The sequence below is a fragment of the Streptomyces malaysiensis subsp. samsunensis genome (genome assembly GCF_024519315.1).
In the GTDB taxonomy this organism is placed as follows: domain Bacteria; phylum Actinomycetota; class Actinomycetes; order Streptomycetales; family Streptomycetaceae; genus Streptomyces; species Streptomyces malaysiensis.
Map to the genome: position 1 here is coordinate 1 of NZ_JANIIC010000088.1, position 23,383 is coordinate 23,383.

A 23,383-nucleotide genomic window follows, 5' to 3' on the forward strand; every position below is an offset into this window, starting at 1 on the left:
CATACCGGACTCGGCCGTTGATCTGACGCCGCAACACCGCGTTCTCGTGCCGCAACACGAGCAACTCCGCGTCCTTCGTGGCCTGGCTGCGCAGCAGTACCCGGGGGATGGACAGTAGCTTGCGCACGACCTTGTACACCAGTGAGACGGTCACGCGGACATGCTCTCAGCCGAGGCCGAATACCTGACGTCACCTGCAGCGACGACTTTCCGAGCCCCACACGCGGCCGCACTCAACCTCTACCGCCTCGACGCCTGGTGGACCGGAACCCCCCTGGGCACAACACGAGTCTCCCACTACGAACAAATCGTCCTCAGTCTCGCGGCCTGATCGACAAAACCCAGATCACATCGACCAACAGAGTCCTCCAGGTGTTGCCTCGGTCAGGTACCTGAGTTCCACGCGTTGTCGAGAGTTTCGAACAGTTCGTCGTCCGTCGCCGACTCGATATCGACGGCTGCTGTTCCCTGTGGGGCTGACTGCGCTGCGCCCCACTTGCTCAGGACCTCTTGGAGACGGGCGCTGACGATCCCGCGCATTCGGGGATCAATGGGGTCGGCCGCTAGTACCGCCTCCAGTTTGTCGAGCTCTTGCAGAACTGTGCTGTCGACCGCGGCCTCGTTGTCCGGATCCGGAATCAGCCGGTCGTGCAGGTAGCCAGCGAGAGCGGACGTGTTCGGGTAGTCGAACACCAGCGTGGTCGGCAGCTGCAGACCGGTGACCGTCCCCAGACGGTTTCGCAGCTCGACCGCTGTCAAGGAATCAAAGCCCATATCGAGGAAACCGCGATGGGCGTCCAGTACCTCTGGCGACGGAAGTCCGAGGACCAAGGCGACGTTGGCACCCACGGCTTCGAGCACCAGGTCGTACTGCTGGTCCGCGGGCAGTGCGCCGAAGCGATCTCCGGAAGCGAACACTCCAGGAGGCGTGGACGAAGCGGTTTCCACGCGCCGCGCTCCCGCGTGGACGAGCCCGCGGAAGGGTGCAGGAAGCTCCTCGGCAGTAGCTCGCCTGCGCAGTGCGGCGACATCCAACCTGATGGGGACAAACACGGACTCTCGCGGCGTGGCGAGGGCCTCGTCCAGCAGGTGGAGCCCCGTGTCCGCATCGAGGGGAGCGATACCAGAGCGTTCGATCCGGGTGGTCCCGATTTTGTCGATCGTTCCCCCCATGCCTCTGTCCTGCGCCCATAAACCCCAGGCCAAGGAGACCCCCGGCAGGCCCATGGCCTGCCGGTGCCGGGCCAGCGTGTCGAGGAAAGTGTTGGCGGTCGCATAGTTCGCCTGGCCGGGGTTGCCCACGACGCCCGCTATGGACGAGAAGAGTACGAAGCTTGCTACCCCTTGACCCTGCGTGAGCTCGTGCAGGTTCCACGCCGCATCGACTTTCGAGCGCAAGACGGAGTCGAAGCGCTCGGGCGAAAGGTTCTCCAGGGCGCCGTCGTCGAGGACCCCCGCCGCGTGCACCACCGCGGTGAGGGGGTGTTCTGCCGGCACTGCTGCGAGCAGTTCAGCCACTGCCGTACGGTCCGCCACGTCGCAGGCCACGACCGCCGTCTCGGCGCCCAAGGACTGGAGTTCCGCCGCCAATTCCGCCATGCCTTCGGCATGCGGACCGCGTCGGCTGACGAGCAGCAATCGGCGTGCACCATGCCGGGCCACCAGATGCCGGGCTATCAGGCTGCCCAGGAACCCTGAGGCTCCGGTAATGAGAACGGTGCCCTCGGGATCCAGGACGGCATCACTGGAATCGGGGCCGGTGGCGAGTCGGCCGAGACGCGGCACGAGCGCCGTGCCGCCTCGAAGCCCGAGCTGCGGTTCGTCTGTGGCGACAGCGGCAGGCAGGGCATGCCAAGAGTTCAGCTGCCCGTCGAGGTCGATCAGAGTGATGCGACCGGGGTACTCCGACTGCGCGGTGCGCAGCAGGCCCCACAGCGGGGCAACTGCCAGGTCGGGTGCCTCGCCGCGACGGACGGCCGCGCCGTTTTCTGTCAGTATCAGCAGTCGGGCAGCCGAGATGGCGTCGTGGGTGAGCCACTCCCGCAATGCTCCGAGCGTGTGCCGGATGGTCCCGCGTAGCATCTCCGGCACACTTGCCGTACTGGGCGGCTCACCAGCGACGCAGGACGTCACCGCGATCACCAACATGTCCGGAGCCGACGCTCCATTCGCCACGGCTGCGTGCAAGGCGGGCAGATCGGCGTACGTGTCCACATCATCCCCGACCCGAGTGATGGCTTGGACCAGGTGGTGCCGGTTTGCCGAGGCGCCCACCAGCGCCCACCGACGTCTGAATGCTGCCGTGCCAGTCGGTCCTTCGGAGAGGGACAGCTCGGCCCAGGCGTCTTCGTACAGGGCGCCTGCATCGTCCCCAGTCGCACGGAGGTGCTCGGCGTTCAACGGACGCAGTGACAGGGCATCGACCCGCGCTATGGGCGTGCCGTCACGGCTGGTCAATTGCAGCGCGGCCGAGCTGCCGTGTTCGTCATTGAGTGTGATACGGACTCTGGCCGACCGCGGATCCGAGGCGTTCAAGGCCGAACCCGACCAGGAGAACGGCACCCGGATCGACTGCTCCTCCTCATCCCATGCGAGGGGCCTGAGCGCGGCGTCCAGGAGGGCGGGGTGTATGGCGAAGGGGCCGAGGGGGCTGGGCACGGCCTCGTCGGGAAGCTCAACGTCCACGAAGATCTCGTGGTCCTTCTTCCATGCAGCCCGTATGCCCTGAAGGGCGGGACCGTAGTCAAGTCCGGCTGAGGCGAGCCGGCTGTGAAGGGCAGGCAGGTCGATCGGCTCGGCGGCAGGCGGCGGCCATGCGGCCTCGGCCCTTGAGAACTCTGCGGTTTGGGTGTGTGTGGGGGTGAGGGTGCCGGTGGCGTGGCAGGTCCAGGGTGGGTTGGGTTGGTTTTGGGGGCGTGTGTGGATGGTGAGTGTGTGTCGGTTGGTGTCGTCTGTTCGGTGGAGGGTTAGTTGGATGTGGAGTGTGTCGGTTTGGGGGATGAGGAGGGGTGTTTGGATGGTGAGTTCTTCGAGGTGGGGGCAGTTGATGTGGTTGCCGGCTTGGTGGGCTAGTTCGAGGAGTGCGGTGCCGGGGAGGAGTGTGTGGCCGGCGATGGTGTGGTCGGCGAGCCAGGGGTGTGTGGTGAGGGAGAGGTGTCCGGTGAGGATGGCTCCGGTGTTGTCGGGGAGGTCTGTTGTGGTGGTGAGGAGGGGGTGTTTGGAGTGGTTGTGGTGGGTGGTTGGTGTGGTGGAGAGCCAGTAGCGGCGGCGCTGGAAGGGATAGGTGGGCGGGGTGGTGGTGCGGGTGGTGTCTGTGGTGGCGTAGATGGTGTTCCAGGTGATGGGTGTTCCGTGTGCGTGGGCGCGGGTGATGGCGGTTGTGAACGTCTCGGTTTCCGGCTGTTGGGCGCGCAGCAGGGGGATGTGGACGGTTTTCGTCTCGGGGGTGGTGTGTTGTTTGGCGAGTGTGGTGAGGGTGGGGTCGGGGCCGAGTTCGAGGGTGGTGGTGATGCCGAGTTGATGGAGGTGGTGGATTCCGTCGGAGAAGCGGACGGTGTTTCGGACGTGGTGGACCCAGTATTCGGGTGAGCAGAGTTGTTCGGGGGTTGCGGTGTTTCCGGTGAGGTTGGAGATGATGGGTGTGTGTGGGGTGTGGTATTGAAGTTGTTCGGCAATTTTGCGGAATGCGTCGAGCATGCCGTCCATGTGGGGGGAATGGAAGGCGTGGCTGACGGGTAGGCGGTGTGCTTTCCGTCCTTGGTTTTTCCAGAGTTGCATGGTTTCGAGGACGGCGGTTTCGTCGCCGGATATGACGGTGGTGGTGGGGCTGTTGACGGCGGCGATGGAGATTTCGTGTGCGCGGTTTGTGAGCAGGGGGAGGATTTCGTTTTCTGTTCCTTGGAGTGCTGCCATGGCGCCGTGGGCGGGCAGTGCTTGCATGAGGTGCCCTCGTTGGGTGACGAGGGTGCATGCGTCGTGGAGTGAGAGGACGCCTGCGGCGTGGGCTGCGGTGATTTCGCCGATGGAGTGGCCGATGAGGTAGTCGGGGGTGATCCCGTGGTGTTGGGTGAGTCGGAAGAGTGCGGTCTCGAGGGCGAAGAGCGCGGTTTGTGTGTAGAGGGTTTGGTTGAGGAGTTCAGCAGCTTGAGTACCGGGACGGGAGAAGGTGATGTCGTGGAGGGGGTGTTCTAGGTGGGGGTCGATGTGTGTGGTTATTTCGTCGAATGCTTCGGCGAAGATTGATGATGTTTCGTAGAGTTCTCGGCCCATTCCTGGGCGTTGGCTGCCTTGGCCGGTGAACAGGAATGCGGTGGTGGCGGTGGTGGCCGTGGCGGTGGTTGCGTGTGGGTGGGGTTGTCCTTGGGCGATGGATTGCAGGGTGTGGAGGAAGTCGTTGCGGTCGTGGCCGATGGCGATGGCCCGGTGGGGGAAGCGGGCGCGGTTGGCCAGCGTGTGGCCGAGAGTGGTCGGATCGAGGTCAGGCCGTTCTTGGATCCATTGGGCCAGTTGTGCTGCTTGGTCGCGGAGTGCGGGTTCGGACTTGGCGGACAGCACCCACGGGATCACCGTGTGGGGATGGGTTTCCGGGTGGGGGGCGGAAGGCGGAGCGGGTGGGGGTTCTTCGATGATGGTGTGGGCGTTGGTGCCGGAGATGCCGAAGGAGGAGATGCCGGCTCGGCGGGGGCGGGAGGGGTCGTGTTCCCAGGCTTGCTGTTGGGTCAGCAGCTGGATGGTGCCCTGGTCCCAGTCGACGTGGGGGGTGGGTTCGGTGATGTGAAGGGTGCGGGGCAGTGTCTGCTGGTGCAGGGCCATGACTGTTTTGATGATGCCGCCGACGCCGGCGGCGGCTTGGGTGTGGCCGATGTTGGATTTCAGGGAGCCTAGCCACAACGGCCGCTGGGCTGGGCGGTGCTGCCCGTAGACGGTTTGTAGGGCGTGTGCTTCGATCGGGTCGCCGAGGGTGGTGCCGGTGCCGTGGGCTTCGACTGCGTCGATGTCTGCCGGGGCCAGTCCGGCGTTGTGCAGGGCTTGGCGGATGACGCGTTCTTGTGCGGGGCCGTTGGGTGCGGTCAGTCCGTTGCTGGCGCCGTCCTGGTTGATGGCGGTGCCGCGGACCAGGGCGAGTACGGGGTGGCCGAGGCGTTGGGCGTCGGAGAGTCGTTCGATCAGAAGGAGTCCGACGCCTTCGCTCCAGCCGGTGCCGTCGGCGGTGGCGGAGAATGCCTTGCAGCGTCCATCTCTCGACAGGCCCCGCTGGCGGCTGAACTCCACGAAGGTGCCCGGTGTCGCCATGACCGTGGCGCCTCCGGCAAGTGCCAAGGAGCACTCACCCTGCCGCAGGGACTGCACAGCCAGATGCAGCGCCACCAGCGACGACGAACACGCCGTGTCCACCGTTACCGCAGGGCCCTCAAACCCGAACGTATAAGCAATCCGCCCCGACGCCACACTTACTGAACTACCTGTCAGCAGATAGCCGTCTGTGCCTTCCGCTGGATCGTCCATTCGAGGCCCGTATGCCGAAGCCATCATTCCCGCGAACACGCCGGTGTCGCTGCCGCGCAGGGCGGTAGGGTCGATGCCCGCGCGTTCCAGCGCCTCCCACGCGGTTTCCAGCAGCAGCCGCTGCTGCGGGTCGGTGGCTGTGGCCTCGCGATGGCTGATGCCGAAGAATTCCGGGTCGAAGTTGGCCGCGTCGTACAGGAAGCCACCGTGCCGGGTGTAGGACTTGCCCGCAGCCTCAGGGTCGGGATCGTAGAGTTCTTCGACAGCCCAACCGCGGTCGGTGGGGAACTCGCCGACCGCGTCCATACCGTCGGCGACCAGCCGCCACAACGTCTCCGGCGAGGACACACCCCCCGGATAGCGGCAGGCCATCCCCACGATCGCTATCGGATCGTCATCCACCCCAACAGGCGAAGAGTGAGTCTCATCAGCCGCGTCGGCTTCGCCGACAAGCCTTTCCTGTAGGAAAGCGACCACCGCGCTGGGGGTCGGATGGTCGAAGACAAGTGCGGCTGGCAGCGACAACCCGATCACGGTGTTCAACTGGTTCCGCAAGTCGACAGCTGTCAAGGAGTCGAATCCGAAGTCCTTGAACGTCCGCTCGCTGTCGAACCAGGTGGACGTATCGGAAGGCCCGTACCCGAGCACCGTTGCCATGGTAGTCCGCACCAGACGAGAGAGCTCCTCACCGCGCTCGGACTCCGTAAGCGCGGCGAGACGCTGAGCTGAAGCGACACTCGAATGACCTGCCGAGCCGGTGCTCATGGCCTGGTGGGCCGTGTCGCGGACAATTCCGCGCAGTAGAGGGGGGAGTGGACCGGCAGCGGCCCTGGCCCGCAACGCGACCGGATCGAGCTTGGCCGGAACCAGCACAGCATTGTCGGATGCCATCGCTCGGTCGAACAGCGCGAGACCGTACTGCGGGGTCATGGCTATGATGCCGCCACGGGCTATCCGCGCCGCGTCCGCCGGGGAGAGAGCGTCGGCCATTCCTCCCTGCGTCTGCCACAGGCCCCATGCCAACGAGGTGCCAGGCATCCCCAGGTGCCTACGGTGTTGCGCGAGGCCGTCGAGGAAGGCATTCGTGGCGGCATAATTGCTCTGTCCTGCCGTCCCCACGGTGCCTGCGATAGAGGAGAACAGCAGAAATGCGCTGAGATTCAGCCCCTGGGTCAGCTCGTGCAGGTGCCAGGCGGCGTCCGCCTTCGGGCGGAACACGCCGTCGAACCGCTCTGCTGTCTGTGACGCGATCGTCCCGTCGTCGAGTGCGCCGGCTATGTGCACCACGGCCGTCAACGGATGCTCGTCCGGTACCCTCGCCAGCAGCTCCGCCACTGCCGCACGGTCTGAGACATCGCAGGAGGCGACTGCGGTCTCCGCGCCCAGCGCGCGCAACTCGTCTACGAACTCGGGCATCCCCGGCGCTGACAATCCGCGGCGGTTGACGAGCAGCAGATGGCGCACGCGGTATGTGGCTGCCAGATGGCGGCTTACCAGACGCCCCAGAGCTCCAGAGGCGCCGGTGATGACGACGGTGCCCTCGACGTCCAGCCCCTGCATGGGAGAGCTCGCTAGGCCAGCCTTCGGTGCTGCCACATTTGCTCGGACGAGCCGTGGGACATACACGCTGTCGCCTCGCAAAGCGAATTGCGTTTCCTCGCTCCTGACGATGGCCGCGATGTCGGCCGAGGAAAGTTCGCCTTCGACGACGTCGACGATGCTGACGCGACCCGGATTCTCAGCCTGCGCGGCTCGCAGCATGCCCCATACCGAGGCTCCCGCCAGGTCCCGGACCTCATCCCCGGGTCGGGAGACCACCGCGTTTCGTGTGGCGACGACTAGTCGGGACGCGGCGAAACGCGTGTCGACAAGCCATCGCTGCAGGAAGCTGAGGAGGCGGTTCGCCGATGCCCGGACCCTGTCGAGGACGCCCTCGTGGGCGGGGGCAATAGTAGTTGGAGCTGTCGCATCGAAGAGTACATATTTCGGAGCCGAAGGGCCGTCCACGAACAGCGCGTCGGGGTCAGTCGCACCGAAGGTGGCCTTCAGCACCGGGTCACCGGTGACGACCGCCAACGAATCAGCGGAAACCGCCTGCTTCTCCGATATCCGCGAGACGGCTTCCCACTCCACCGCGTACAGATCGTCAGCGGCAGCCGAGGGCTGGGGGGCGGCCAACTGCTGTCGTGAGGTCGGCCGCAGCGTGACCGAGGCCAGGAACGCGACAGGATTGTTTGTGTGATCCCAGAGGGATACTTGCATGTTGCCCGTGCCTTTCGCGGCCAATTCGACCCGAAGGGCAGTGGCCCCGGAAGCATAGAGACGCATCCCCGACCAGGAGAAGGGCAGCCATAGAGTGTTGTCGTCCTGAAGGAGAGAGGCGAGCCCTGCGTGGAGTGCGCTGTCCAGGAGGGCGGGGTGCACGGCGAAGGAGCCAGGGGGCGCGTGCGCCTCATCAGGCAACTCGATCTCCGCGTACACCCTGTCGGCGATTCGCCAAGCCCGCTGTGTGCCCTGGAACTGTGGGCCGTATTCGTAGCCTGCCGCAGCGAGCTGTTCGTACATGGCATTGACGTCGAGAGCCTGAGCGTCCTGCGGGGGCCAGGTTTCGCGTTGAACCGCCGCTCCACGCTCTGCGGTTTGGGTGTGTGTGGGGGTGAGGGTGCCGGTGGCGTGGCAGGTCCAGGGTGGGTTGGGTTGGTTTTGGGGGCGTGTGTGGATGGTGAGTGTGTGTCGGTTGGTGTCGTCTGTTCGGTGGAGGGTTAGTTGGATGTGGAGTGTGTCGGTTTGGGGGATGAGGAGGGGTGTTTGGATGGTGAGTTCTTCGAGGTGGGGGCAGTTGATGTGGTTGCCGGCTTGGTGGGCTAGTTCGAGGAGTGCGGTGCCGGGGAGGAGTGTGTGGCCGGCGATGGTGTGGTCGGCGAGCCAGGGGTGTGTGGTGAGGGAGAGGTGTCCGGTGAGGATGGCTCCGGTGTTGTCGGGGAGGTCTGTTGTGGTGGTGAGGAGGGGGTGTTTGGAGTGGTTGTGGTGGGTGGTTGGTGTGGTGGAGAGCCAGTAGCGGCGGCGCTGGAAGGGATAGGTGGGCGGGGTGGTGGTGCGGGTGGTGTCTGTGGTGGCGTAGATGGTGTTCCAGGTGATGGGTGTTCCGTGTGCGTGGGCGCGGGTGATGGCGGTTGTGAACGTCTCGGTTTCCGGCTGTTGGGCGCGCAGCAGGGGGATGTGGACGGTTTTCGTCTCGGGGGTGGTGTGTTGTTTGGCGAGTGTGGTGAGGGTGGGGTCGGGGCCGAGTTCGAGGGTGGTGGTGATGCCGAGTTGATGGAGGTGGTGGATTCCGTCGGAGAAGCGGACGGTGTTTCGGACGTGGTGGACCCAGTATTCGGGTGAGCAGAGTTGTTCGGGGGTTGCGGTGTTTCCGGTGAGGTTGGAGATGATGGGTGTGTGTGGGGTGTGGTATTGAAGTTGTTCGGCAATTTTGCGGAATGCGTCGAGCATGCCGTCCATGTGGGGGGAATGGAAGGCGTGGCTGACGGGTAGGCGGTGTGCTTTCCGTCCTTGGTTTTTCCAGAGTTGCATGGTTTCGAGGACGGCGGTTTCGTCGCCGGATATGACGGTGGTGGTGGGGCTGTTGACGGCGGCGATGGAGATTTCGTGTGCGCGGTTTGTGAGCAGGGGGAGGATTTCGTTTTCTGTTCCTTGGAGTGCTGCCATGGCGCCGTGGGCGGGCAGTGCTTGCATGAGGTGCCCTCGTTGGGTGACGAGGGTGCATGCGTCGTGGAGTGAGAGGACGCCTGCGGCGTGGGCTGCGGTGATTTCGCCGATGGAGTGGCCGATGAGGTAGTCGGGGGTGATCCCGTGGTGTTGGGTGAGTCGGAAGAGTGCGGTCTCGAGGGCGAAGAGCGCGGTTTGTGTGTAGAGGGTTTGGTTGAGGAGTTCAGCAGCTTGAGTACCGGGACGGGAGAAGGTGATGTCGTGGAGGGGGTGTTCTAGGTGGGGGTCGATGTGTGTGGTTATTTCGTCGAATGCTTCGGCGAAGATTGATGATGTTTCGTAGAGTTCTCGGCCCATTCCTGGGCGTTGGCTGCCTTGGCCGGTGAACAGGAATGCGGTGGTGGCGGTGGTGGCCGTGGCGGTGGTTGCGTGTGGGTGGGGTTGTCCTTGGGCGATGGATTGCAGGGTGTGGAGGAAGTCGTTGCGGTCGTGGCCGATGGCGATGGCCCGGTGGGGGAAGCGGGCGCGGTTGGCCAGCGTGTGGCCGAGAGTGGTCGGATCGAGGTCAGGCCGTTCTTGGATCCATTGGGCCAGTTGTGCTGCTTGGTCGCGGAGTGCGGGTTCGGACTTGGCGGACAGCACCCACGGGATCACCGTGTGGGGATGGGTTTCCGGGTGGGGGGCGGAAGGCGGAGCGGGTGGGGGTTCTTCGATGATGGTGTGGGCGTTGGTGCCGGAGATGCCGAAGGAGGAGATGCCGGCTCGGCGGGGGCGGGAGGGGTCGTGTTCCCAGGCTTGCTGTTGGGTCAGCAGCTGGATGGTGCCCTGGTCCCAGTCGACGTGGGGGGTGGGTTCGGTGATGTGAAGGGTGCGGGGCAGTGTCTGCTGGTGCAGGGCCATGACTGTTTTGATGATGCCGCCGACGCCGGCGGCGGCTTGGGTGTGGCCGATGTTGGATTTCAGGGAGCCTAGCCACAACGGCCGCTGGGCTGGGCGGTGCTGCCCGTAGACGGTTTGTAGGGCGTGTGCTTCGATCGGGTCGCCGAGGGTGGTGCCGGTGCCGTGGGCTTCGACTGCGTCGATGTCTGCCGGGGCCAGTCCGGCGTTGTGCAGGGCTTGGCGGATGACGCGTTCTTGTGCGGGGCCGTTGGGTGCGGTCAGTCCGTTGCTGGCGCCGTCCTGGTTGATGGCGGTGCCGCGGACCAGGGCGAGTACGGGGTGGCCGAGGCGTTGGGCGTCGGAGAGTCGTTCGATCAGAAGGAGTCCGACGCCTTCGCTCCAGCCGGTGCCGTCGGCGGTGGCGGAGAATGCCTTGCAGCGTCCATCTCTCGACAGGCCCCGCTGGCGGCTGAACTCCACGAAGGTGCCCGGTGTCGCCATGACCGTGGCGCCTCCGGCAAGTGCCAAGGAGCACTCACCCTGCCGCAGGGACTGCACAGCCAGATGCAGCGCCACCAGCGACGACGAACACGCCGTGTCCACCGTTACCGCAGGGCCCTCAAACCCGAACGTATAAGCAATCCGCCCCGACGCCACACTTACTGAACTACCTGTCAGCAGATAGCCGTCTGTGCCTTCCGCTGGATCGTCCATTCGAGGCCCGTATGCCGAAGCCATCATTCCCGCGAACACGCCGGTGTCGCTGCCGCGCAGGGCGGTAGGGTCGATGCCCGCGCGTTCCAGCGCCTCCCACGCGGTTTCCAGCAGCAGCCGCTGCTGCGGGTCCATCGCCAGTGTTTCCCGGGGATTGATGCCGAAGAATTCCGGGTCGAAGTTGGCCGCGTCGTACAGGAAGCCACCGTGCCGGGTGTAGGACTTGCCCGCAGCCTCAGGGTCGGGATCGTAGAGTTCTTCGACAGCCCAACCGCGGTCGGTGGGGAACTCGCCGACCGCGTCCATACCGTCGGCGACCAGCCGCCACAACGTCTCCGGCGAGGACACACCCCCCGGATAGCGGCAGGCCATCCCCACGATCGCTATCGGATCGTCATCCACCCCAACAGGTGGAGCAGAGTCCCCCGAGCTGCCTTCGGCGCTGGACAGGAGTCGGTCCATGTGATGGGCGAGCGCGAGCGGTGTCGGGTGGCTGAACACGGATGTCGTGGCCAGCTTCAAACCTGTCTCAGCCACGAGCTGGTTGCGCAGCTCCACCGCTGTCAGGGAGTCGAAACCGATGTCCTTGAAGGTATGCGACGGATCGATACTCTGGGACTCGTCACTGTCGAGCACGGTCACTGCCCGATGGCACACGAGTCGGATCAGCTCCTGCGCGCGATCTGCGGCCTCCAGGCCGCACATGCGGCGAGCCCATTCCGAGGGCGCCTGACCTGCTCCCCCTGGGACCTGTTCCTCGTCTGCCTCGTCGTTGTCGGCAAGCTGGACGTGCGGACCGAGACCGGGCAGGGGCCGCGTGGAAGGTGAGTCGACCCAGAAGGGACGGCGCTGGAAGGCATATGTTGGCAGCTGCACGTGGGATGTCCGCTGGCCGAACTGGGCCGACAGGTTCACAGGCACACCTTGCACATGGGCTCGGGCCACGGACGTCAGGAAGTGGTCAAGGCCGCCCTCATTCCGACGCAGTGACGGGATGGCCGCAACTGCCGGGCCATCGTGTTTCTCCGCGGTCTCCTGGACGCCGATCGTGAGGACGGGATGGGGACTCACTTCAATGAACACATTGTGCCCGTCCCCGAGCAGGGCTTTCGTGGCCGACTCGAACTCGACGGTCCTGCGCAGGTTTTGGTACCAGTACTCGGCATTCAGCCCATCGGTGCTCATGTGGCGCCCGGTGACGGTCGAGTAGAAGGGTATGTCGCAAGCCTGGGGCCTCACGTCTGCCAGCGACGCGATCAGCTCGTTCTTGAGCGTCTCCACCTGCGGTGAGTGAGATGCATAATCGACGGCGATCCGCCGGGCTCGGATGTCCTCGTTCTCCAGCACGTTAATGAGCTCGTCCAGCGCCTGGACGTCACCGGATACAACTGTCGAATCAGGGCCGTTGACAGCGGCAATGCCGATTCTTTTGTTCCACCGGTGCAGTAGTGCCCTGGTTCGGTCGGCCGGCAGCAGGACGGAGACCATCCCGCCCGTCCCGGAGAGGATGCGCAGCGCCTGGCTGCGCAGGGCGACGATGCGTGCGGAGTCATCAAGGGTGAGCCCTCCTGCGACGTAAGCAGCGGCGATTTCCCCTTGGGAGTGGCCGATGACGGCGTCTGGTTCGATACCGTAGGAGCGCCAAAGAGCCGCAAGAGAGGCCATCACGGCGAACAGGGCCGGTTGGACGACTTCGACACGGGCCAGATCTGGGGCGTGGCGGTCGTCGAGCAGGGTCTCCAGGAGATTCCAGTCGGTGTGCGGTGCCAGCGCTTCCGCACATGTCTGGAGTTCAGCGCGGAAGACCGGGGACCCATCCCACAGTTCCCTCGCCATGTGCGACCACTGTGACCCCTGGCCCGGAAATACGAAGACCGTTCTGACAGCTGCGACGGAAGCCGTCCCTCGCACCGCATGAGGCGAGGTCCCGCCGCGGGCGATCGTGGAAACCCCTCTCAGTAAACGTTCACGACTCCCGCCGACGACCACGGCCCGGTGGTCGAACAGCGTGCGCGTAGTCGCCAGGGCCGTTCCGACCTCAACTGCACTGAGGTCGGGTTGTGCCTCCACGCACTCAGCTAGCTTTGCGGCCTGTTCCCTCAGCGCAGCGGCGGACTTGGCTGACATCATCCACGTGACCGGTGTTGGCGAGCCGTGATCGCGCGACGGCCCGATACCAGGAGTGTTCGATACAGCGTTCGGGGGTTCTGCCAGTATCAGATGGCAGTTGGTCCCGCCGATACCGAAAGAGGAGACACCGGCGATGGCCCGACCCCCGGAGTGCGGCCAAGCACCCAACTCCGTTTGCACCTTGAGGTTGAGCTGTTCGAAGGGGATATCCGGGTTCGGTTGCTCGTAGTTGAGGCTTGGGGGAAGCTTGCGGTGTTTGACGCAGAGGACAGCCTTGATGAGCCCGACGATCCCTGCGGCACCCTCTAGGTGCCCCACATTGGTCTTGGCCGAGCCGACGATCAGCGGGGAGCGCCGGTGGCTCCCGGCCGTGTTCATCACCGCGCCAAGGGCCGCGGCTTCGATCGGGTCTCCCACGGGTGTCCCCGTGCCATGCAACTCGACGTAGCCGACGTCACTCGGCTCGACACCCGCGCGACGACAGGCGAGGCGGATGACCTCCTCCTGCGCTTCCCGGCTCGGGGTGGTGAGAGTGGTTCCGCCACCGTCGTTGTTCATGGCCGTACCGAGGATCACGCCGTGGATCTCATCGCCATCGGCCAGGGCATCTGCAAGTCGCCGGAGGACCACGATCCCGCCGCCCTCCCCACGTACGTATCCGTTGGCTCGGGCGTCGAAGGTGTAGCTCACACCATCGGGTGACAGCCCGCCAAATCGGGCGACGGAGACGCTGTTCTCCGGAGCGCTGATCAGGTTCACCCCGCCCGCCAGGGCGATGCTTGACTCCCCCTGGGCAAGGCTCTGGCACGCCTGATGCACGGCGACCAGTGCGGACGACTGTCCCGAGTCGACGACAAGGCTCGGCCCGCGCAGACCCAAGTAGTACGAGAGACGGTTGGCGATGATACTGCGATAGGTGCCGGTGGCAGTGTAGGCGCCGATGCGGTCAGGCCCTGAACGGTGTACGAGTGTCGCGTAGTCGTCCCATATCGAGCCGATGAACACTCCGGTCCCGGTGCCACGCAGGCTGCCGGGCAGGATTCCGGCGTGCTCCAAAGCCTCCCAGCCGAGTTCCAGGATCAGCCGTTGCTGTGGATCCATGGCCCTCGCTTCACCGGCCTTGATGCCGAAGAAACGGGCATCGAAGGTATCGATCCTGTCGAGAAACCCGCCGCGCTGGGCCTGCGGCCCGCTGTCGTCCGGCGACTCGGACTCGCCAAGTGCTCCCCAGCGCTCCTCGGGAACCGGCTTTATCGCGCTCTCGCCGTTCTCCAGCAGTGACCAGAAGTCGTCGGGAGTCGGGGCGTCGGGGAAGCGGCAGGCCAGCCCGATGACGGCGACTGCCCCTTCGTGCGGAGTGGCATCTGTAGGCACAGAGGAATCTGTTGTGTTTGACATGAGAGTCCTTATTCCGCCCTCAAACGAGCGTCGATGTACTTCGCCAACGCCTCGGCGCTCGGCTGGTCATAGGCCAGAGTGGGCGGTAGATCATCGATGCCGGTCACTTGCGACAACCGGTTGCGCAGTTCGACCGCCATGATCGAGGTGAAGCCCAGGTCTACGAGAGAGCTGTCGGAGCTCAGTTCGTCACGGCTGGCGAGTCCCATGACCTCGACTGCCACGTCGATGGTGATGTCGACCAGCCGGGTGTACCTGTCGTCTGCGGAAACTCCGGCGAGGGGTAAGACGAACAGCGGTTCCGGCTGTGCCGCGGATGCGCTCTCGTCGTGCGAGGGAATGGCCGGTGGGGATACCGCGTCAAGCCAGTACACCTTGCGCTGGAATGGATAGGTGGGCAGCTCGACCCTGGAGACCTCACGCCCGTCGAACTGCGCGGACCAGTCGATGTCGATACCGCGTATGTGCAGCGCGGCCAGCGCTCTGAGTAGGCTCACCGTCTCGGGGCGGCCCGTGCGCAGCGTGGGGACCACAACAGGACGTCGATTGCCGGATTTGGTGAGTGACGCGGACACCATCGGAGCCAGGGAGGAGTCGGGGCCCAACTCGACCATGGTGCGGACACCTTGGTCCTCGAGGGTACGAACACCTGCCATGAAGAGTACCGGCTGCCGGACATGGCGAACCCAATAGTCCGCAGAGCACACATCTGCGGGGTCGGCCACGCCACCCGTCAGATTGGACATGAGCGGGACGCGGGGTCTGCTGTACGAGAGCTTCTCCGCCACGATGCGGAAGTCCTGCAGCATCTCGTCCATGTGCGGCGAGTGGAAGGCGTGGCTGACCCGCAGCCACTTGCCGCGCCGCCGGTTGTCGCGGCACCACGCGGCGATCTCTTCGACCGTCTCCGTATCGCCCGACATCACCACCGACGAGGGGCCGTTCACGGCCGCGATGGACACCCGGCTCTCCCGCCCGGCCGCCACCGCACGCATCTCCGCTTCGGATGCCTGCGCCGCGAACATGGCGCCTGTGGCCGGGAGGGCCTGCATGAGACGGCTGCGGGCCGCCACCAGTCTCGACGCGTCCTCCAGCGACCACACACCGGCCACATATGCCGCGGTGAGTTCACCGAGCGAGTGGCCGGCGACAAAGCCGGGTACGACGCCGAACCGCTCCAGCAGGCGGTACAGCGCGACCTCCACGGCGAAGATTCCGGGCTGGGCGTACAGCGTCTGGTGGATGCGGTGCGCTCCGTCCGGGGTCGGAGCGGCGAACAGCACCTCGCGCAAGGGCACGTCGAGGTACTCGTCGAAGGCCGCGCATACGTCGTCGAGCGCGGCAGCGAAGACCGTGAAGCTCTCGTACAGTTCCCCCACCATGCCGACCCGCTGGGAGCCCTGCCCCGGGAAGAGTACGGCCACTGGTCCGTCGGCCGATACGTCGGGCGTGCCCATGACAGTCGTAGGGGCACCCTCGCCTTGGGCGAGCTTCTCCAGCCCGCTGAGAAGCCGCCCTGCGTCGCTTGCCACGAGGACAGCCCTACTGCTGAGGGTGGTGGCGCGTCCGGTGGTGAGGGAGTACGCCGTGTCGTCGATCGCCGTCTCCGGCTGTCCAGTCAGGTGCGTGTGCAGCCGTGCGGCTTGCTCCCGCAGGGCTGCAGAGACCTTCCCGGACAGGGGCCAGGCGAGCGCCGCTGCCCGGCCGATGCCCTCCGTGCTCTCCCGGCACTCGGATGGGGTTTCCGGTGCCGCTTGTTCGAGGATGACGTGCGCGTTGGTACCGCTGATGCCGAACGAGGACACGGCGATCCGGCGTGGATGGCCGCGGTCCGGCCACGGAACAGACTCCTGGAGCAGCACGACCCCGCCCGACGGCCAATCGATGTCCGGGTTCGGTCGCCGCGCGTGGAGCGTCTTGGGCAGCACTCCCTTGCGCAGGGCCATGACCGACTTGATCACTCCACCGACGCCCGAGGCAGCCTGAGCGTGGCCGATGTTCGACTTCAGCGAGCCGAGCAGTACGGCGTCTTGCGGGCTCCGCCCTTTCCCGTACGTGGCCTGGATGGCCAGCACCTCGATCGGGTCGCCGAGCGGTGTGCCGGTGCCGTGTCCTTCGACGGCGTCGACATCGGCCGGGGTGAGCCGCGCGTCCGTAAGGGCCCGCTGGATGACGCGCTGCTGGGACCGGCCGTTGGGCGAGGTCAGTCCGCTGCTGGCACCGTCCTGGTTGATGGCACTGCCCCGGATCATGGCCAGCACGGGGTGTCCGGCTCGCTCGGCGTCTGAGAGGCGTTCCAGAAGCAGCAGGCCGACGCCCTCGGCCCAGCCGGCCCCGTCGGCGTCGGCCGCGTACGACTTGCAGCGGCCGTCTGCCGAGATACCGCGCTGCCGGGCGAACTCGAGATAGACCTGCGGTGTGGACATGACGGTCACACCACCGGCCAGTGCCTGTGCGCACTCTCCGTGGCGCAGCGCCTGGCACGCCATGTGCACAGAGGTGAGCGACGACGAGCAGGCTGTGTCCACCGTCACCGCTGGCCCTTCGAGCCCGAACACGTACGACACACGACCGGAAGCAACGCTGGGTGCGCTACCGGTTCCCAGGTACCCCTCGAACCCGGGCGGAGGGGGCTGGAGCCGGGACCCATAGTCGTTGTACATCACACCGACGTATACGCCGGTGTCACTGCCGCGTACCGATCTCGGGTCGAGACCCGCGCGTTCGAACGTCTCCCAGGCGGATTCCAGCAACAGCCGCTGCTGAGGGTCGATCGACAGGGCTTCACGGGGGGTGATCCCGAAGAGCGCCGCGTCGAAAGCCCCGGGCTCGCGCAGGAAACCCCCTTCACGCGTATAGCAGGTGCCCACCGAGTCGGGATCGGGATCGTAGAGTCGCTCGAGATCCCAGCCGCGGTCGGAGGGGAAAGCCGAGACTACGTCCGAACCGGTATCGACCAGATTCCACAGGTCCTCGGGAGACCGCACACCGCCAGGGAAGGCGCAGCTCATACCCACGATGGCGATGGGCTCATGGAGCCCGTCCTCCAATTCGGCGAGACGATGCCTGGTATCTCGCAGGTCGATCGTCGTCCGTTTCAGATAGTCGAGCATCTTGCTGTCGTCGTCGGCCATGCCGGAGGCCCCCTAGTCGACGGAGCTGGTTTCGGATGCCGGGGCGTGCGACCGCAGTCGACGGACGTACGCGGCGAGCATGGTGGGTGTGGGGTGCTTGAAGAGGTCAGCCAGCCTGAGCTGCACGCCACCGAACCTGTCGACCTGTTGGACGAGTTGAGCTCCCAGCAGGGAGTGACCGCCGTGTGTGAAGAAGTTCGCGTCAGCGTCGATGTCACTGCGACCGAGGAGTTCCCGCCAGATCGCCGTCAGGGTGTCGACGAGGCTGTCGCCGCGGTTCGCCACGGTCCCCGCCGCGTGTGTGCGTTCGGCCCGCCTTTGCTGCGCGACCCGTTTGAGGGCGAGGTGATCGACCTTCTGATTGGCAGTGGTGGGGAGGGACTCCAGTACGAAGAACTCTTGAGGTACCGCTGCGGTGGGCAGCAGCGAGCGGGCGTGTGCCCAGAGCCGCTCGGCCATGCCCTCCTCGTCGCCCTCAGCGGAATCGGCCACGTCCAGAAAGGCGGTGAGGACGGCGCCGTCCCCGGGGGTTCTTCCGTCCACGACAACCGCTGCGCCGCGAACGTCAGGATGCTCCAGTAGTACGGCCTCCACCTCGCCTAGCTCGATGCGGTGGCCCCGAAGCTTCACCTGACGATCGATTCGCCCATGCAGCTCGATCGTGCCCTGGTCGAGCCAGCATGCCAGGTCACCCGTCCGGTAGTAGCGACCGTGCCGGGGGTGCTCACGAAACCGATCGGCTGTGAGTTCCGGCTTGCCGTGGTAGCCAAGAGCCACCCCCGCGCCCGCAATGCACAGTTCACCGCGCACTCCGATCGGCAGTTCTCGGCCGTACCGGTCGAGGACGAAGGCGGTGATGTTGTCCATGGGGCTGCCGATGTCGATGCGCTTGAAGCCCGGTCTCACATGACTTGATGTGGAGTGGATGGTGGTCTCCGACGGTGCGTAGCCGTTGTAGAGCAGGCAACCTGTGGCGACGAGGCGCCGGGCGAGAGCGGAAGGGAGCGGTTCACCGCCGGACAGCAGTCGGCAGCCCGACAGAAGGTCATGGATCTGGTCGTAGACGAGTCCCCAGGTGGTGGGCGTCGCCTGCATAAGCGTCACCGGGTGCCGGGTCAGGACCTCGCGCAGTATGCGCCCGTCGGAGCGGGCCTCGTCCGGCGCGACCAGCAGCCGACCCCCGGTCGTCAGGGGAAGGAACAGCTCCAGGCAGGAGAGGTCGAAGGAAAAAGTGGTGAGCCAGAGCGCAGTGTCCTCAGCTGTCGCCTTGAACTCCCGGGCGAAGTAGGAGACCACGTTGGCCGCGCCACGATGGGTCACCAGCGTGCCCTTGGGCTTGCCGGTGGAGCCAGATGTGTAGATCAGGTATGCGCAGGAGTCGGCGTCCGGCGTGTCGCGCAGGCTGTCCGGCTCCCATGCCCACGGGGCGTCGATGACGGAAGTCATCGGTAGCACCCTGATGCTCTCCTTTACTGGCACGTCACCTCTGGGACCGATGAGCACAGCCTTGGCTGCCGAGTCCTCCAGTAGGTAGGCGGTGCGCTCGGCAGGGTGGTCCGGGTCGAGCGGCAGATACGCGGCGTCGGCCAGCCAGATGCCCAGGACAGCCGCAGCCATTTCGGGACATCGGGAGGCCGACAGCGCAACGGTGTCACCAGGACCCACCCCGGCGGTGACCAACTGGTCGCGGGTGGACAGCGCGCTGTGCCACAGCTGGCCGTAGGTTGCCGTACGCTGCCCGTCGATGACCGCGGGGGAGTGCGGGGAGCCTTCCGCCTGCCGGGCCACCGCCTCCAGCAGGGTCGCGGGCGTCACGTCCTGGGCGGTGCTGTTGGCAGTACTTATCACCTCTGCGTCCCGGTTGCTCCAGGCGCGGAAGACGCCGACCGGGCGGGCGGGGTCCTCCCCTAGTTCCACCAGCAGCGCGTCGTACCGCTCGAGCATGAGCTGAACATCACTTCGGCTCAGGACGTCCGTGTAGAACGCTGCTCGGAGCGTGATCGATTCGGGAGAGGACACGAAGAAGAACTCAAGGTCGAACTTGCTGTACCCGTTCTCGACAGGAAGCCGACGGGCCACCATGCCGTCGATCTCGAACTGCCAGCTCTGGTCAGCGGGGAGGTAGTTGAACAGATGTCGGAAGACGGTGTTGCGCCATGACGCGGCGTCGCCGTGACGCAGCTCGGACAGCAGGACGTCCACCGTGACATCGGAGTGGGCGATGCCACCGAAGTACGCCTCCCGTGTCTTTGCCACCAGTTGCTTGAAGTCCGCCTCGAAACCGACCCGGACACGCAGGGGGAGCGTATTGATGTGGTAGCCGACGGCTTTCGACGACTCCCGGTTCCGTACGTCGGCGGGCGAGCCGACGACGATGTCCGGCCCCGCGCCGTGACTGGCCAGCAGCAAGTAGTAGGCGGCCAGCAGGATGGCGGCTTCCGGTGCACGCAGGTCCCGTTGCAGGCGCCGTACCGCGTTCACGGCCTGAGAGGACAGGACCCATGCGATGTGGTCACCGCGGAGGGTCGGGTCCGGCACGTCGTCCCCGCCGCAGGCCAAGCTGAGTCCGGCCGAGTCGAAGCCCCGCAGATGGTCGCGCCAGTAGTCGAGGCTCTCCTGTTTCGGTGGTGCGGGCGGGAGCTCCGGCTGCTCGCGCAGCAATTCTGCGGGCGTCTGGAGGCCGTTCGCCACGGCTTCGTACACAGCGATGAACTCCTCCAGGAAAATGGTGGAGGACACCGTGTCGAAGATGATGTGGTGGACCGCAAGGCAGAAGACATCGCCCTCGTCACCTTGGGCGTGGGCGGCCCGCAGGAGCGGGCTCCCGTCCAGAACGAACGGCTCGGCGACGAAGGCGGTCAGTGTCGTTTCCACCGAGTCCGGCTCTACGAGGAGCTGCTCGATGTCTACTGAGAAGTGGTCCGGGCCGATGGTCCGTTTCACCAGTCCTACGTCGGAAGCGTGGAAGACCGTCCGAAGCCCCTTGTGCCGGCGCAATAGCCGTCCCAAGGTCTCCTGGAGCACCCACTCCTCAAATGACCCTTCCACCTGGAAGGCGATCGAGAGGTTGTTGACGCCACTCCCCGGTACGAGGGCTTCCAGCAGCCATAGGGCTTGTTCCTTTCGGGTGGCGACGGTCAGTGGCGCGGGTTCGCTACCATCCTTGGCCGTGGCCGGTGCGGTGCTCAAACCGGATTCCTCCGTGGTTCTGCTCGCTTGTCTGGTCTGCCCGCCCTGCGTGGATGAAGTGTTCTGCTCGGTGTCACCAGGGAACGACGGCTGTAGACAGTGCTGTCCGCATGACCGTGGCCGGCGGAATGGTGGCGGGTGCCGACCTCTTGGCCGCATGACTCAGTCGAGTTCTGGCGCCCGATCTTGGAGCAGGCGGGCCAGGGTGTCAGCGACCGACCCGTTACTCAGCAGGTCACGGTGCTCCGTGGCGATGCGGTGTTCATTGCCGACGAAACGCGGCTCCGCGCCGGGGTAGGCGTCTCGGGCGGCGTTGAGCCCGCTCGTGGGCGTGGTTGAGGAGAACGCTGTTGCGTTGCGCCAGACGCCGGTCGGATCGATCCGTTCCGCCGTGGCGAGGTAAGAGACGAAGCAGCGGTAGGTCTCGGTCAGTTCCGCGCGACGCTGATCGTCCAGGCCCAGCCGGTCGAAGGCGATGACCCCAAACCGGTCAAAGATGGTGAGGAGTTCCGCACCGAGTTCTTGAAGGTCGGTGTGCTTCCGCTCCGCCTCAGCGCCCGCTTCCTGGGCTTCGGCCACTTCCGCAGGGGTCAGCACAGCATCCATGGTGCCGACGACTTTGTGGAACTGCCAGTACAAGGTGATTCCGGACGCCTTCTCAGGGTCGAAGAGAATGACCAATGGCATCTCCTCCTGCCATTCCCCGATGCGCTCGGCGAGGGCTGCCGCATAGACGCCGCCGACACAGAATCCCATAACGGCCCTGATGGGCCTGCCATGTGACCGGACCTCTCCCATCCACTGTTCAACGAAGTCGTCCGGAGTGAGGTCAGGCTCGGTGATCAGGGATTGCGGAAGCGTCTCCCAACAAGTGACCGCATTCTTAAGATTCTTCACCAGGTCGGAAAACCTGGCCTCACTGCGCCCTGTTGCGTCGAAGTCGACGGCGAGTACGACGTCATCGGTGTTACCGCGTGAGATTTCTCGCCATGTCTTGAGGTGATTCACGGTCTTGCGCCTCCCGGATCGATGGGTCAGCAGTGCACACCGATATCGTCCGAGAGGCTTGTGAAACGGTTCTAAAAGCATCCTTGTCGTCGATGGTGAGTCATCGAAAGGGACCGCGCCGCCCCCTGGGAGGACGCGGTCCTTATAAAGGGCCGGCCGGGGCGTCGAGCCAGACGCGTGGATCACCGCTTGTGTTGGCGGCCATCACACTCCGTGTCACCCGCAGTCAGCCATTGGCTGAGCCCTGCCTCGCGGCGGTGCCTTGGCCGGTCGCGCGGGTGAAACTCGCGATGACGGCTGCCGCAGCGACACAGCAAGCGGCGATCGCGAACATCACCTCGTAGGCGTGTTCGGTGGGCAGCCCGGAGCCCTTGGCGCTGTCGGCGGACAGGATCGCGCCGCTGACCGCGCCCGCGATGCTTCCGCCGACGAACCGCGCGATGCTGTTGACCGCGCTGGCCACGGCGGTCTCGGTCGGGCGCACATGCTCGATGGCCAGGGTCCCCAGTGCAGGAAACGCCAGCCCGATGCCGAGACCCAGCAGTGTGGTGGCTACGTAGATGTCAGAGGGGGCGTCATGTCGGACGAGAAGCCATAGATTCGGCAGTGTGGCAATCGCCGCGCCTGAGGCCACCACAGCGGCGGCGGAGATACGGCGCAGGATCCGCCCGACAAGCAGCGACAACAACAGCATGAGCAGGGACGTCGGGAGTAGATAGAAAGCTGCCTGCAGTACGGAAGTCCCGAAGCCGTACCCGGTGGTCGTGGGCGTTTCCACAAAGTTCGGCAACAAGGTGAAGCCGCTGAAGAGCGCGAAGCTGAGGAGCATCGAAATCAGGCTGGCGCCGACCGTGGCAGGATGGGCGACCAGGCCGATGGCGATCAGTGGATCGTCCGCCCGTCGTTCCACGATGACCCATGCTGTCCCCAATACCGCCGAAGCTGCCATCAGTCCGAGCACCGGCATGGAGGCCCAACCCCAACTCCGGCCTTGGCTGATGGCGAGAAGCAGGCACACCATGGGCGCGGCGAGCAGTACGGCGCCGAGGATGTCGGGCTTTCCACCGACCGGCGGGGTGATGTCATGCACTACCAGAGCCACGAGCACCATGGCAGCGAGGGCCGCCGCTGTGCTGATCCAGAAGACGGCACGGTATCCGCTGGTGTAGTGGGCCACCAAACCGCTGATAAGGAAGCCGAGGCCGACCCCCGTCCCCATCGTCGCGCTCAGTACGCCGATTCCGCCAGCGGTGCGGTCGGGTGGCAGCAGCTCACGCACGGCCCCGATGGCCAGTGGCAGCACGGCCACGGAGGTTCCCTGGAGGACGCGTGCGACGATGAACGTGGGCAGATCGGTCGACAGGGCGCCCGCAATCGAGCCAACGAGGAGGAGGCCGAGCGTTATCAGCAGCAGACGCCGCCGCCCGTACATCGTCCCAAAGCGGCTGACCAGTGGGGTGGCGACCGCACCGCACAGGAGGCTGGCGGTGAAGGCCCACGTGGCGCCCGTGAGCGTGGTGTGCAGGGAAGTCTGTAACCGCGACAGCAGCGGCAGTACCGCGCTTTGCTGCATGGAACCGGCTCCCGTGGCGATGGACAGGGCCAGAACAACGACGTCCGGGCGTCGGCTCGCGGTCCTAGCCGCAGGCGGGCGGGGCGGCGACACGATGGCGTGGTCTTGGGGTATCACACGGCTCCTTCTGGTGAGTAGAATGAGA

Annotated in this window: 5 protein-coding genes; all 5 read right to left on the minus strand. The window is 65.6% G+C overall.

From position 1 onward, the window contains the following. Positions 1 to 384: 384 nt before the first annotated feature. Positions 385 to 14,310 carry a type I polyketide synthase gene (locus NQU54_RS43410; RefSeq protein ID WP_257635809.1) on the minus strand — a complete coding sequence of 4,642 codons (13,926 nt, stop codon included), beginning with the start codon at positions 14,308 to 14,310 and terminating at the stop codon, positions 385 to 387. A gap of 32 nt (positions 14,311 to 14,342) precedes the next feature. Next, positions 14,343 to 17,468, minus strand: coding sequence for a type I polyketide synthase (locus NQU54_RS43415; protein WP_257635810.1), 3,126 nt, complete (start codon positions 17,466 to 17,468; stop codon positions 14,343 to 14,345). Positions 17,469 to 17,480: 12 nt separating this feature from the next. Beyond that, positions 17,481 to 20,657 (minus strand): non-ribosomal peptide synthetase, encoded by a 3,177-nt coding sequence (locus NQU54_RS43420; RefSeq protein ID WP_257635811.1) that lies wholly within the window; start codon positions 20,655 to 20,657, stop codon positions 17,481 to 17,483. A 162-nt stretch (positions 20,658 to 20,819) separates the two neighbouring features. Further along, complete coding sequence (locus tag NQU54_RS43425) at positions 20,820 to 21,665, minus strand: hypothetical protein (RefSeq protein WP_257635812.1); 846 nt, start codon at positions 21,663 to 21,665, stop codon at positions 20,820 to 20,822. A 226-nt stretch (positions 21,666 to 21,891) separates the two neighbouring features. Then, entirely contained in the window at positions 21,892 to 23,355 is a 1,464-nt protein-coding gene (locus NQU54_RS43430; protein WP_308408542.1) for an MFS transporter, read from the minus strand. Positions 23,356 to 23,383 lie beyond the last annotated feature (28 nt).

What these genes read in the sequence shown, in the direction of transcription:
- NQU54_RS43415 (WP_257635810.1), bottom strand. Translation starts at nt 17,468, where the DNA reads ATGGCCGACGACGACAGCAAGATGCTCGACTATCTGAAACGGACGACG.